The following is a 12,993-nucleotide window of genomic DNA, read 5'->3' as shown; positions in this document are numbered from 1 at the left end:
AGTCATCAACTTTCCAAAAGGTATCGCATAATGTCTAAACAACTAGAACGTTTAGCCGAATTCGAGCGCGAAAAAGAGCAGCGAGAAGCCCGATACTACAAACAGGCCCAACAGAACGTTAATCAGCAAAAGCAAAAGCTAACCAGTCTCGAGCAGTACCGCATTGACTACATAAAAGGTATTCAACAAACCGGTCAAGCAGGTGTTACCGCTACCTATTATCAGCAGCATTTATCCTTCGTTGGAAAACTGGATAAAGCATGCGAACAACAGATGCAAGTGATTGCTCGTGCACAAATGGCGGCGGATCAGCGAAAGCAACTTTGGCTAAAGCAACAACAAAAAGTGAAAGCTGTTACCTTGTTGCTAGATAAGAAAAAGTTAGCAGAGCAGAAAAAAGAAGCCAGAGCTGAGCAGGCCATGATGGATGAGTTTGCTACCCAACGATTTTTCAGAGCTAGGCGCTCGCCTTTCTGATAATTAGTCGAGCCTCTGCCACTTTGGCTCAACCCTTGCAAAAACCATTTCATAATGTACTAGCGCGACGTAATTACTTTGCAATCGCTACTACGGTAAATCATCGTTTCTTTGAGTTTCATCACACAGTATAGCGTTTGAAATTCAGCGAGGGCGACTAAGGGCCGTAGCGAAAAATCATAGCGATGCATGCTGACTAAGCAATGCTAAGTGATTGTAATTTAAGTAAGCGCTGGTGGGTTTGCGATGAAATGGCATCAAGTTTTTTGTAATAAAACGCCACCTGAATCATTCGCATCACGATACGTCTTCTTGGTGAAAGACGATTTAAATGTAGGACGGTAGGACAATATGCAACAAGTTGCCGCACATAAAACAGACATTGCCGCATTACCATTCTCTGCTTCTGGTACGGCGAAAGCCGTTGGAACGGGTATCGGAACTCAGCAACAAGCGAACAGTGAAAATAACCAAGCATTTAACCGACTTTATCAAGAAGCGAAAACGACCAAGTCAGATTTTGTTTTAAACGAAAAAGAAGATCAGGTTGCTCAATCTCGAACAGCAAACCGTTCGGACAGAGCGGCTCCCCAATCTTCAGTATCCAGTGACACGATCAAAAATGGTAAAGACCGCGATGCGGGACATACGGATTTACCTGTTCGTGACGAAGTGACAGATATTCCAGCTGAGTCTGAAGCTGACTCTCATAATGCAAATCAAGAAGAAAATGCAACGCTTAGTGCACACGAGGTTGCGCAAGGTTCAGCAACGACAACGCAGCCCTCAACTGACGGTGAAAATACCAATCTCGTTATTGACGACGCTGAAGGCGCCGTTGAACAAAAAAACGTGACCGACGCGCAGTATGTCATTGGAGAAGGCGGCAGGAAAGATGCCGAGGCTGGCGTTATAACCTCTCCTGGCACGCCAGACGGAAAGCCAAGCAAAGACGATGGCGAGCCAGACTGGATTGCCTACGTTGAGACGGTAGCCAATCGTTTTGGAAAAAGTGATGAATCTTCAGGTGAATCAGGTACCACAGAAGATAAGGGTATCTCTGAAGCTGCAGGCGAGGCAGTTAACGTCGTATCTATAAAAGAAAGCGGAAAACTTTGGAAGCTTCCGGAGGATGTGGATGCGAGCGATATGCCATCGGTCATGGCTCATCTGTTGTCGCAACTTAATAGTAACAATGATGGTGAATTAGCCATCGAATCCCTGTCGTCTGAAGCACAACAAACACTCACTGCACTAACTTCACTTCTTATTGGTGGCAACGCTAACAACCAACAGAGTGGAAGTGATAGTGGAGCGAACAATGCGTCTTCAAATGCGCAAACCGATATCAATACTAATTCAGATAAAAAAGTAAACAATGAGAATGAGCTTTCAGCATTAATTGCCAAGCTCATGCAGACTGAGAACACAGAAAATCCTGAACAAGGTCTAGCGTCAGACACTGAAGCCGCAAATGCATTAAGCGGTATGTTAGAAACGTTAAATGGGCTATCTGAAAGCGGCAAAAAATCGGCCGATGAATCGCTCGTACTAAGTCTACTAGCAGATGAACTTAACAATATTCAGGCAAAATCTCTTGATGACAATCTCGCCGAGGCTCAAGAGTTATTGGCCGAGTTAACTTCAGAGGCAGCTGTTGCGGGCAGCGTGGCGGTAAATGCAGCAGCATCAAACGACGCTAAATCAGTATCATCTGAGGGGCTGTCAAACGTTGATAACAGCGGCGAGCAAACCAAGGTAGTTGATTCTTTTGGTGCTACAGAAATTTCAAGCGACCTGCTTTCAGCGATAAGTGAGCTATCGCCACAAAGCGCGCAAAAGGCAACAGAAGCGTTTGCAGAGCGTATAGTCGCGGCTCTGCCTGGTGGTGCGCAGCAACAAGCGGTGAAGGCTAACATTATCGCTGGCATTAACGAGTTTCAGCAACAAGTCCAGCAAGGTAGGGAGCCTGGCATTGATTTATCAACTATTGTTGCCGATGCCGCAAAAGATGCTGCGGTAAGTGCTGATGTGGTTGCTTCAATGACAGCGCGTGTAGACGGTCAAGCCAGTCAATTCTTAAATTTGATGACGCAAACTCAAGCAAGTGCTCAACACGCTATTGCTGGATTGGTTAATCCAACTGAATCGGTTATGCAGGAAAACTCCCAGCTTCGCGCTGAAGCGTCAAAAACTCAGCAGCAGTTTGAAGGTTTTGATAAAGCGGTCAATATTCATAAGAGCGACGGCCAGCAGCAGCTTAGTGAGAAAATTCGCTGGATGGTTAATGCGCGAAATACCATGGCTGAAATTCGCTTAGATCCTCCCGAGCTTGGCAGTATGCAGGTGAGAGTAAATGTGGCGGGTGACGCTGCAAGCGTGAGCTTTGTTGTGCAATCACAGCAAGCTAAAGATGCGTTGGCCGATGCTATGCCTAAGCTAAGGGATATGCTTTCAGAACAGGGTATTGAGTTAGGCGACGCCCAAGTTAGGAAAGATAATTCTTCTGGTCAAGAAAATGGCCAGCAACTTGCAGGAAACAGTCACCAACGTCAGGGAGCTGGGGATCGTGGAGAAAATGACGGTGTAGACGACACGGATGGCATACGGGTTATTGAGCAGTCGATTTCGCGCGCGGACAAGGGCGGCATAGACTTTTACGCTTAACCACATCCCGTATGAATTATTACCAATAGGTCGCATAGAGAGAATACGTAAACGCTGCTATGTTTTGAATGAAAGGAGTGAGCAGTAGGTGATATTAGAGGGTAATAGGAAGCGTGAAGACGCAAAAAATTACCCGTACACATATTGTTTTCCTCAAACAATGGCATTGCCATTTTTGACGGAACCTTGATAATACGTTTTTTCCGAGCATTACTGACGAGTTACACATGGCTGAAGAAGAATTACAAGTAGAAGAAGGCGGTAAAAAGAAAGGCAAAATGATGTTGATCATCATTATCGCTGTGGTTCTTTTAGGAGGCGGTGCAGCTGCCTATTTCTTATTGTTCGCAGGCGGTGATGAGCCAGCAGCCGAACAGCTTGCCGAGACTGATGCCGCAGCAGCGGCTGCGAGTGCACCAGCATCAGCAGCAGGGAAAGCTGAAATGGGCACTGCGCTTTACGTAGCGATGCCGAGACCATTTGTTTTTAACGTGCCGGGCGCGGGAAGAGACAGGTTGGTTCAGATAAAAGTGCAGTTGCTTGTGCGCGGTTCTGACAATGAAGAGTTGGCGAAGACGCATATACCGCTAATTGAAGGGACATTACTACAGGCTTTTAGTACTTCAAATGCAGACGATCTGGTTACCGAAGCCGGTAAAATTGAGCTTCGCGAGCAGGCAGTAACAGAAGTACAAAAAGCATTAAAGGACATTACGGGCAGCGATGTAGTTGAGCGCGTATTGTTCACTGGGTTTGTCATGCAGTAATGCATTGACTAAGTAAGGTAGAAGACGGTGAGTGATTTATTATCTCAAGATGAAATCGATGCCCTATTACACGGGGTAGATGATGTAGAAGAAGAAGAGGTCGGCGGCAGCGACTCTGATGCTTCTACGCTCGAGTACGACTTCTCCTCGCAAGACAGAATTGTGCGTGGGCGTATGCCTACGCTTGAAATAGTTAATGAACGTTTCGCACGTCACATGCGTGTGAGTTTGTTCAACATGATGCGACGTTCAGCTGAAGTATCGATTAACGGTATTCAGATGATCAAGTTTGGCGAATATATTCACACATTATTCGTTCCAACGAGTTTGAACATGGTGCGTTTCCGTCCGCTTAAAGGCACGGGGCTTATCACCATGGAAGCCCGCTTGGTATTTATTCTGGTAGACAACTTCTTTGGTGGCGATGGTCGCTATCATGCGAAAATTGAAGGCCGGGAGTTTACGCCAACGGAGCGCCGTATTATCCAGATGCTGCTTAAAATAATCTTTGAAGATTATAAAGAAGCCTGGGCACCAGTCATGGATGTGTCGTTTGAATATTTGGACTCAGAAGTAAACCCTGCGATGGCGAACATTGTGAGCCCGACCGAGGTGGTGGTCATCAGCTCGTTCCATATCGAACTAGATGGCGGCGGTGGCGACTTCCACGTGTCCTTGCCATACTCAATGTTAGAGCCCATTCGCGAATTGCTTGATGCGGGTGTTCAAAGCGATAAAGAAGATACAGACTTACGTTGGAGTAAGGCGCTTCGCGATGAAATCATGGACGTTAAAGTAGCGTTAACTACGCATATGCTAGACGTTAATGTACCGCTTCGCGATGTGATGGAGTTTAAACCTGGCGATATCATCCCTGTGGAGATGCCAGAAACCATCACAGTATTAATTGAAGATTTACCCACGTTCAGGGCTAAATTAGGTCGCAGTCGCGACAATTTGGCACTGAAAATTGTAGAGAAGATTGCAAGACCGACTTCAGTGAAGTCTGAGCTACAGTTATTAACCCGCGGTGGGCGCATTATTGATAATGACGCAGAACTGCAAGTACTCGAAGAAGACCTGTAAGGTAGAGGGGAGTTCCCATGAGTGAAGACGGTATGGACGATTGGGCAGCGGCAATGGCCGAACAAGCCGAATCTGAAGCGGAACAAGAGGCTGGCGATAACGAAGACGTACAAGTTGCTGAACTTGACGAATTAACTGACGACGCGCCGATTACGCAAGAAGAAAAGAAAAAGCTAGATACCATTCTAGATATTCCTGTGACTATTTCGATGGAAGTCGGTCGTAGTCAAATAAGTATCCGAAATCTGCTACAGTTGAACCAGGGTTCTGTGGTGGAGCTGGATCGTGTTGCCGGTGAGCCACTAGATGTATTAGTTAATGGCACGTTGATTGCTCATGGAGAAGTAGTAGTGGTCAACGACAAATTCGGTATTCGATTAACGGATGTTATTAGTCAAATTGAGAGAATCAAGAAGCTCAGATAAAACTTCTTATAAAGTAAGGGGTTGCGCAATGCTGCCCCTTTTATTTAGCCAGATAGCTGTCGCGCAGTCGACCCAGTCAATCACCAATCCCACGTCGGTACTGTCAATTTTCCTTTCTTTACTTGTCGTTGTTGGCGTCATTTTCGCTCTCGCTTATGTGATGCGTCGATTTAATGTCACTGCGATGGGTGGAAATCAAATGAAAGTCGCGGCCAGCATGGTTGTTGGCACAAAAGAAAAAATCATGGTGATTCAGGTAGGTGAAGAGCAGCACCTCATTGGTGTAACCAGTCACAACATCTCTCATTTAAGCAAATTAGATAAGAATCTCGATGTGCCTGTGAAAGGTGTGAACAAAACCACAGGCGAGCAACAAAATGGTGGCGATGCGTTTAAACAAAAACTTGTTGCTGCCATGGCGGAAAAGCTCAACCCGAATATAGAAAAGAATAAAACAAAGGAAGAGTCGAGAGATGCGTAAGTTTGCCTGGCTACTTTTAATACTGCCCTTATTACTTCTCGTTGAGCCCGCCTATGCTCAGCAGGGAATTTCCGCAGTAACGGTTACGACCAATCAAGATGGTTCTCAAGACTACACCATGACGCTTCAAGCGCTGTTTATCATGACAGCGCTAAGCCTTATTCCTGCGTTTATCATGATGATGACCTCTTTCACGCGTATTATTGTAGTGTTGTCTATTCTGCGTCAGGCGATTGGCTTACAGCAATCACCGTCAAACCAGATACTCATTGGCGTTAGTTTGTTTCTATCCATGTTTATTATGGCGCCGGTGTTTGAAGAGGTGAACGAGCGAGCTTTACAGCCTTACCTTAACGAGCAACTCACCAGTTTAGACGCTCTTGAGCAAGCCAAAGGCCCCATGCGCGCATTTATGCTTTCACAAACAAGGGTAAAAGACCTAGAAACGTTTGTACGGATAGCTGGAGATGAAGGAAAATATGCCGATACGGATGAAGTGCCGCTAACCATTCTAATTCCGGCTTTTGTAACCAGTGAACTTAAAACCGCGTTTCAAATTGGTTTTATGCTATTTATTCCCTTTCTTATTATTGACTTGGTGGTAGCGTCTATATTGATGGCTATGGGTATGATGATGCTTTCACCTATGATTGTATCTTTGCCGTTTAAGCTCATGTTGTTCGTGCTGGTTGATGGTTGGAACCTGATTTTCGGTACGTTGGCGACCAGCTTCGGTATGGGCGTCTAGGAGGGCTTATGTCACCAGAAGTCTTTGTAGAAATACTGCGAGAAGCCATGTTCATGGTTATTGTGTTGGTATCTGCGGTGATTGTTCCAAGCTTGATCGTAGGTCTAGTTGTTGCTGTTTTTCAGGCAGCCACCAGTATCAACGAACAGACCATGAGTTTCTTGCCCCGCTTGCTTGTTACGCTTCTCGCGCTGAGTTGGGGTGGAAACTGGTTGGTGCAACAGCTTATGGACTTTACTTTCAGAATGGTTGATATGATCCCGCAGGTTGTGGGATAGAAGGCTAAAGCTGTGGAAGTCGAACTCGCGACCATCAATCAATTTCTTGCAGACATGCTGCTGCCGTTTATGCGCATTAGCGGCTTATTCGTGGCCATGATTGGCTTGAGTGCTAAATCCATTCCGCCGCAGGTAAGAGCCTTGTTGGGTATAATGCTCACGCTCATTATCATGCCGGTAGTGCCCCCGTCACCCATAGATAATTTGGTGGATGTGGGCACATTTTTAATCGTTATTCAGCAGTTGCTAATAGGCATTGCCATTGGTTTTATATCAATGATGGTGCTCAATACCTTCGTACTTGCAGGTCAAATTATAGCAATGCAAACCGGTTTGGGGTTTGCGTCAATCGTTGACCCGGTAAACGGTATTAACGTGCCCGCAGTCGGCCAGTTTTATCTGATACTAGCGACTTTATTGTTTTGGACCTTGGATGGACATTTGTCCATGATCCAAATGATAGTCATGAGCTTTGAGGCGTTTCCTATAGGCGAAGCATGGTGGACCGGTGAACAGTTCCGCGATATTGCTCATTGGGCCGGCTGGATGTTCATATCGGCAGTGACCCTCTCCCTTGCGCCAATCGTCTCGTTACTTATCGTGAACTTGGCGTTTGGCGTAATGACCAAAGCTGCACCACAGCTAAACATTTTTAGTATTGGTTTTTCCATTGCTCAGGTAATGGGATTACTGATTATTTGGATAACACTTGATAACTTTACTGCACACTTCGAAACCCAATGGTTTAGAGCCGAACAGTTTATGTGTGAACTATTGAATATTTGTTCGTAGGAAAACATGGCAGATTCAAGCGAAAAAACAGAAGACCCCACGGGGAAAAAACTCGAAGATGCCCGAAAAAAAGGGCAGCTAGCCCGATCCCGTGAACTCTCTACGACCCTAGTACTTATCGTCAGTGCTTTTATGTTCTTGTTTGTGGGCGGGTGGATTGCTGAATCTGTTTTTAAACTTACTCAGAGAATGTTCATTCTCTCTCGTGACGAAACCTATGATATCACCCACATGTTTGGCGCATGGGGTGAAGCCTTTTCGGCAGTAGGTCCTGCCGTGCTGCTATACATGGTTGTGGCAATGATAGCGGGCATTTATGGCTCTATCGCCCTTGGCGGTTTTAACTTTACCTGGGAAGGTGCAAAACCTAAGGGTTCAAAAATGAGCCCTATCCAAGGCTTCAAACGCATGTTTGGCATGAACGGCTTGGTAGAGTTACTTAAGTCTATTGCGAAAGTTGTAGTCATTATCGGCATGGCCATTGGGGCACTGTTATTCTTTGAAGATGAAGCGCTGCATTTAGATATGGAGCTTTATCCGGGAAACATCTTTCACGCCCTCGACATGCTTAAGTGGGCGTTTCTTATTCTGGTGTGCGGCATGATCCCTATCGCGCTCATTGATGTGCCTTATCAAATGTATAAGCACAACAAAGAAATGAAGATGACCAAGCAAGAGGTTAAAGACGAACGAAAAAATGCGGAAGGCGACCCTATGGTTAAAGGCCGAATTCGCCGTCTGCAATATCAGGCTGCAACCAAGCGCATGATGCAGGAAGTACCACAAGCAGACGTAGTGGTGACTAACCCGACCCATTTCTCGGTTGCTATCAAGTATGATGAGAAGGGAGTGAGGGCGCCGGTTGTGGTCGCTAAAGGTGCTGATGAGCTAGCGATGCACATCAGAAAAATTGCTACCGCCAACGATGTGCCGTTGATCCCTTCTCCCATGCTTGCCCGCGCCATTTTCTACTCCACTGAAGTGGACGATGAAATTCCTAACGCTTTATTTATGGCGGTAGCGCAGGTGCTCGCACATGTTTATCAGTTAAAAGCGCATAGAGCAGGTAAGGGTAAACGTCCTAAGCCACTTAAACGGGATTTGCCTATCCCACCAGAGTACCGACACTAACCCAACCGCTAAATGGGTGAAAATTGACTTTGAAGGTGGGGCATAGTTATTTGCCCCGAACCAACAATTTTACCAGCGCGCTAGGGTTCCTCTCACATCCACATGAACACAAGGCCCGTGCGCCGCATTAGCACCGTAAATACCAAGCCCACCGACTCTTGGGCCGAAAGCGCCTTGTTTAGACATGTTTGATATAAAGTTCGCGAGCCATACCGCGTCTTCGCGGTTTACCACACCGTCTTTATTGAGGTCATCCATCACCCCATCTTTCGGTGACTGATCGATATAGAAATCCGCTGCGCCACCCCAAACGTGTCGGCTGTACTGAACATTGCCAATAGCTTTGTTGGAGAACGGAGTGCGATATCCACTCATTATGGTTAATCCTTCAACAGCATGCCCTTCGTCATTTAAGGTGTGCAGTATTTTTTCCAGTTTCAACAAAAGGCCTGCTCGCAAATGTACATATTTGGGAAATCCTTGTTGCTGCTCAGATTTGGATAACTTTTGCGTAAAACACAAAGCTGGCACGTTAGTTGAAAACTCACTAGAAGATTCACATAAAGCGTCAATTTTCTGATAGAGAGACACCAAGCCATGCAGTTATCCGGTTATCTTCAGCGATTCGATAAAAATCAGCTGCAAAATTTTACCAGTGGTTTAGGCGCACCCATCGTCCTCTTGGCAATTATGGGCATGGTTATTTTGCCTATGCCGCCATTCTTACTGGACGTGCTGTTTAGCTTTAATATTGCGTTGTCGCTAGTCATTATCTTGGTGGCTGTACTTACCCAGCGTCCAGTAGATTTCGGCATTTTCCCCTTGGTGTTACTTATCGCTACGGTACTAAGACTTGCGTTGAACGTTGCTTCAACGCGGGTTGTTTTACTTTATGGGCACGAGGGCGGTGATGCTGCAGGAAAAGTGATTGAAGCCTTCGGTGCGGTTGTTATCGGCGGTAACTACGCCGTAGGTATTGTTGTTTTCGCCATTCTTCTTATTATCAACTTCAAAGTTGTAACCGCAGGCGCAGGACGAATTTCAGAAGTAAGCGCTCGCTTTACGTTAGATGCTATGCCCGGTAAGCAAATGGCCATAGATGCTGATTTAAATGCAGGGTATATAGATCAAGATCAAGCACGTAAACGCCGTGAAGAAATTACCGCAGAAGCGGATTTTTACGGGTCGATGGACGGTGCGTCAAAATTTGTAAAGGGTGATGCGGTCGCAGGCCTTTTCATCATGCTGATTAATATTGTCGGTGGTCTTTTTATTGGCATGATTCAGCACGGGCTTTCATTCGGTAACGCTATAGAAATCTACACCATATTGACCATCGGTGATGGTTTGGTGGCGCAAATTCCTTCATTGTTACTTTCGGTCGCTACAGCCATTATCGTTACTCGTGAAAACGAGACTCAGGAAATGGGCAAAGAAATCCGCGGTCAGCTTGGTAATAATCAAGCTCTTTATATAGCCTCGGGCGTTCTATTTGTGATGGGTATCATTCCTGGGATGCCTCATATCGCATTCTTAGGCTTTTCATTCTTGATTGCAGGCTTTGCTTACTGGCAGTCGGTCCAAGAGAAGAGAAAGGCCGCAGAGCCCAAAGTGCCAGACAATGTGGTAAAAGATGAATCGGTTGCGCCTGAAGTGAAAGAGCTTGGCTGGGATGATGTTCAGCAGGTAGATACCATCGGATTGGAAGTGGGCTATCGCTTAATTCCTCTTGTCGATAAATCCCAAGGTGGCGAGTTGTTGACGCGCATTAAAGGCGTACGTAAGAAACTATCGCAAGAGCTGGGTTTCCTTATTCCGCCTGTCCACATTCGCGATAACTTGGATTTAGAGCCCAACACTTACACCATCGCTATGCTAGGCGTAACGATAGGCGATTCCATCATCAGTCACGATGAAGAACTTGCTATTAATCCAGGGCAAGTGTTCGGTAAATTAGAAGGGCGTGCCACTAAAGACCCCGCGTTCGGCTTAGACGCAGTATGGATTAAGCCCAACAAACGGGAGCATGCACAAACCCTTGGGTACACAGTAGTAGACGCTGCGACCGTTGTAGCGACCCATTTAAGCCAATTGCTCTCTAACAATGCATATCAATTATTAGGGCACGAGGAAGCGCAACAACTTCTTGATATGCTTGCCAAACAGCATCCGAAACTGGTTGAAGGGTTAGTACCAGACATTCTTCCGTTAAGCACCGTCGTGAAGGTACTGCAAACCTTATTGTTTGAAGGCGTGCCTATTCGCGATATGCGTACAATCGTTCAAACACTCAGTGAGTACGGCACGCGCAGCCAAGACCCCGATGTTTTAGTGTCTGCAGTGCGTATTGCCCTTAAACGTTTAATTGTCCAAGAAATCACTCAAGGTGCAAAAGAGATACCTGTCATAACCTTGGCGCCAGAGTTGGAACAGATGTTGCACCAGTCACTTCAAGCAGGTGGCGAAGATGGCGCTGGCATAGAACCAGGTCTGGCAGACAAGCTGCAAAAATCATTGCAGCAAGCCAGTCAGCAGCAAGAGTTAGAAGGAGAGCCTGCAGTACTCCTTACCTCAGGCATGCTACGACCCGTTCTGTCTCGCTTCTTAAAATATTCGGTTGTTGGGCTTCATGTTCTGTCTTACCAAGAAGTGCCTGACGACAAACAAATAAAAATAGTCAGTTCGGTCGGTCAATAATCTGACACTGGGTGATTGGAGAGGTTGCAATGAAAATTAGACGTTTCTTCGGCAAAGATATGCGTGAGGCGTTAAGCCAAGTTAAAGCTGAATTGGGCAGTGACGCTGTGATCATGTCAAATCGCAAAGTCGCTGACGGTATTGAGCTTGTCGCAGCCTACGACAAAGAACCTGAAGCGAAGTTATTTACGCCGAAAGCGTCTCCACAAGCCGCTGCAAAAATACCTGGTCAAAAGGCAGTGCCTAGCTTGAGCGAAATCATTGGTGACGACGGTCCTGATAGCCTAAAAGCACTGCTAGAAAAGCAGCACGGTGGAAACAATGGCGTAGCGAGTCCCGCGCAACCAAACCAACCAATGACAGCGAATGCTAAGCACGCCAATGAAATTGCTTCGCACTTAGACTTTTCAGAAGCCTTTATTGACGACGTAGAAGCCCAGCAGTCTTCTCATGAACCAGTTCGTCAGAACGCTTTCCCAGAGCATCAAGCGTCAAGTATGGATGATACCTCTGTGACGCAGTCAGCGGAGCTTGCGCAAATCAAGGAAGAGCTAGCGTCTCTTCGCGATGTATTACAATATCAAGTGGCCGACTTGATGGAAGCTAAGAACAAACGTCAAAAACCTGTTCATCAATATCTAATCACCCGTTTAACCGATATGGGGTTAAGCAACGCGTTAGCGAAACAGCTTATTAGCTATACGCCGTCACATTACAACGAACGAGATGCATGGGTATATCTTCTTAACCTATTGGCTAATCGCATAAATGTGACAGGAAACGATATACTTAGCGCACAAGGTGCTGTTGCATTAGTAGGACCAACAGGTACCGGTAAAACGACTACCGTTGCGAAACTTGCTGCCCGCTATGCGCAGAAATACGGTGCAGAGTCGGTTGCGATGATTACCATCGATACGTATAGAATTGCCGCCTATGAGCAGCTAGCGACATACGGAAAGATTATTGGCTGCACGGTGAGAAAAGCGCAGACTAGTGAAGAACTTGCGGATTTATTATTCCAACTTCGTCATAAGCGACTAGTATTGATTGATACGGCTGGATTTAGTCAAAGAGATAGTCGATTAATTAAACAAATTAAGCAGTTTGATAACGGACAAATGCCAAATGTTAAAAAATATTTGGTAGCGCAAGCAAATACGCAATATCCTGCTTTGCAGAGAATCATTCAAGCGTATGATGATATTGAACTAAGTGGCTGTATTTTCACAAAGTTAGATGAGTGCTACTCTTTAGGAGAGGTGCTTAGTGCAGCGGTTGAATACCAATTACCGGTTAGTTATGTCACCGATGGTCAAAAAGTACCTGAAGACATTAAGATTGCAGAAGCGAAATCTTTGGTTTCCGCTGCTGCAAAGCTTTATAAAAAGTACGGTTTGAATCATACTAGTGGTAACAACGCAATTAAAACAGCATAAGCAGT

The 12,993-nt window shown here is 45.9% G+C and carries 13 protein-coding genes; 12 read left to right on the top strand and 1 reads right to left on the bottom strand.

Going from position 1 to position 12,993, the window contains the following annotated elements; translation table 11 throughout:
* The first annotated feature begins 30 nt into the window (after positions 1 to 30).
* The 10 genes from fliJ (at position 31) to flhB (ending at position 8,852) form a co-directional block, all read left to right on the top strand.
* Positions 31 to 477, top strand: a complete 447-nt coding sequence (gene fliJ, locus F0261_RS14000) for a flagellar export protein FliJ (protein ID WP_014978599.1) — start codon at positions 31 to 33, stop codon at positions 475 to 477.
* A gap of 351 nt (positions 478 to 828) precedes the next feature.
* On the top strand, positions 829 to 3,144 hold the full coding sequence (locus tag F0261_RS13995) for a flagellar hook-length control protein FliK (RefSeq protein WP_171338263.1): 2,316 nt from the start codon (positions 829 to 831) through the stop codon (positions 3,142 to 3,144).
* A gap of 227 nt (positions 3,145 to 3,371) precedes the next feature.
* Positions 3,372 to 3,911 (top strand): flagellar basal body-associated protein FliL, encoded by a 540-nt coding sequence (fliL, locus tag F0261_RS13990; protein ID WP_014948637.1) that lies wholly within the window; start codon positions 3,372 to 3,374, stop codon positions 3,909 to 3,911.
* A gap of 27 nt (positions 3,912 to 3,938) precedes the next feature.
* On the top strand, positions 3,939 to 4,997 hold the full coding sequence (fliM, locus tag F0261_RS13985; RefSeq protein ID WP_014978601.1) for a flagellar motor switch protein FliM: 1,059 nt from the start codon (positions 3,939 to 3,941) through the stop codon (positions 4,995 to 4,997).
* A 17-nt stretch (positions 4,998 to 5,014) separates the two neighbouring features.
* Positions 5,015 to 5,422: a flagellar motor switch protein FliN gene (fliN, locus tag F0261_RS13980; RefSeq protein WP_014948639.1), complete on the top strand. Its 408-nt coding sequence runs from the start codon at positions 5,015 to 5,017 to the stop codon at positions 5,420 to 5,422.
* Positions 5,423 to 5,450: 28 nt separating this feature from the next.
* Positions 5,451 to 5,903, top strand: coding sequence for a flagellar biosynthetic protein FliO (fliO, locus tag F0261_RS13975; protein ID WP_171338262.1), 453 nt, complete (start codon positions 5,451 to 5,453; stop codon positions 5,901 to 5,903).
* The gene (gene fliP, locus F0261_RS13970; protein WP_014978603.1) at positions 5,896 to 6,651 is read left to right on the top strand and encodes a flagellar type III secretion system pore protein FliP; all 756 of its coding nucleotides are present in this window, start codon (positions 5,896 to 5,898) and stop codon (positions 6,649 to 6,651) included. The genes fliO and fliP overlap by 8 nt, the downstream gene beginning before the upstream one ends.
* An 8-nt stretch (positions 6,652 to 6,659) precedes the next feature.
* Positions 6,660 to 6,929 carry a flagellar biosynthesis protein FliQ gene (gene fliQ / locus F0261_RS13965; RefSeq protein WP_012517675.1) on the top strand — a complete coding sequence of 90 codons (270 nt, stop codon included), beginning with the start codon at positions 6,660 to 6,662 and terminating at the stop codon, positions 6,927 to 6,929.
* Between the two features lie 12 nt (positions 6,930 to 6,941).
* On the top strand, positions 6,942 to 7,721 hold the full coding sequence (gene fliR / locus F0261_RS13960) for a flagellar biosynthetic protein FliR (RefSeq protein WP_171338261.1): 780 nt from the start codon (positions 6,942 to 6,944) through the stop codon (positions 7,719 to 7,721).
* Positions 7,722 to 7,727: 6 nt separating this feature from the next.
* A complete protein-coding gene (gene flhB / locus F0261_RS13955; RefSeq protein WP_131137291.1) occupies positions 7,728 to 8,852 on the top strand; it encodes a flagellar biosynthesis protein FlhB in 1,125 nt (374 codons plus the stop codon).
* A 69-nt stretch (positions 8,853 to 8,921) separates the two neighbouring features.
* On the opposite strand, the gene F0261_RS13950 is transcribed toward flhB, so the two are convergent.
* Positions 8,922 to 9,383: a D-Ala-D-Ala carboxypeptidase family metallohydrolase gene (locus tag F0261_RS13950; protein WP_367613868.1), complete on the bottom strand. Its 462-nt coding sequence runs from the start codon at positions 9,381 to 9,383 to the stop codon at positions 8,922 to 8,924.
* 66 nt (positions 9,384 to 9,449) lie between these two features.
* On the opposite strand from F0261_RS13950, the gene flhA reads away from it, so the two are divergent.
* Positions 9,450 to 11,549 carry a flagellar biosynthesis protein FlhA gene (flhA, locus tag F0261_RS13945; RefSeq protein ID WP_014948646.1) on the top strand — a complete coding sequence of 700 codons (2,100 nt, stop codon included), beginning with the start codon at positions 9,450 to 9,452 and terminating at the stop codon, positions 11,547 to 11,549.
* Between the two features lie 29 nt (positions 11,550 to 11,578).
* On the top strand, positions 11,579 to 12,988 hold the full coding sequence (gene flhF / locus F0261_RS13940; protein WP_014978607.1) for a flagellar biosynthesis protein FlhF: 1,410 nt from the start codon (positions 11,579 to 11,581) through the stop codon (positions 12,986 to 12,988).
* Positions 12,989 to 12,993 lie beyond the last annotated feature (5 nt).

The organism is Alteromonas sp. 07-89-2 (assembly GCF_013113925.1).
GTDB classification, from domain to species: Bacteria; Pseudomonadota; Gammaproteobacteria; order Enterobacterales; family Alteromonadaceae; genus Alteromonas; species Alteromonas macleodii.
The sequence above is the reverse complement of the archived record's forward strand: the minus strand, read 5'-3'. Positions and strand labels throughout refer to the sequence as shown.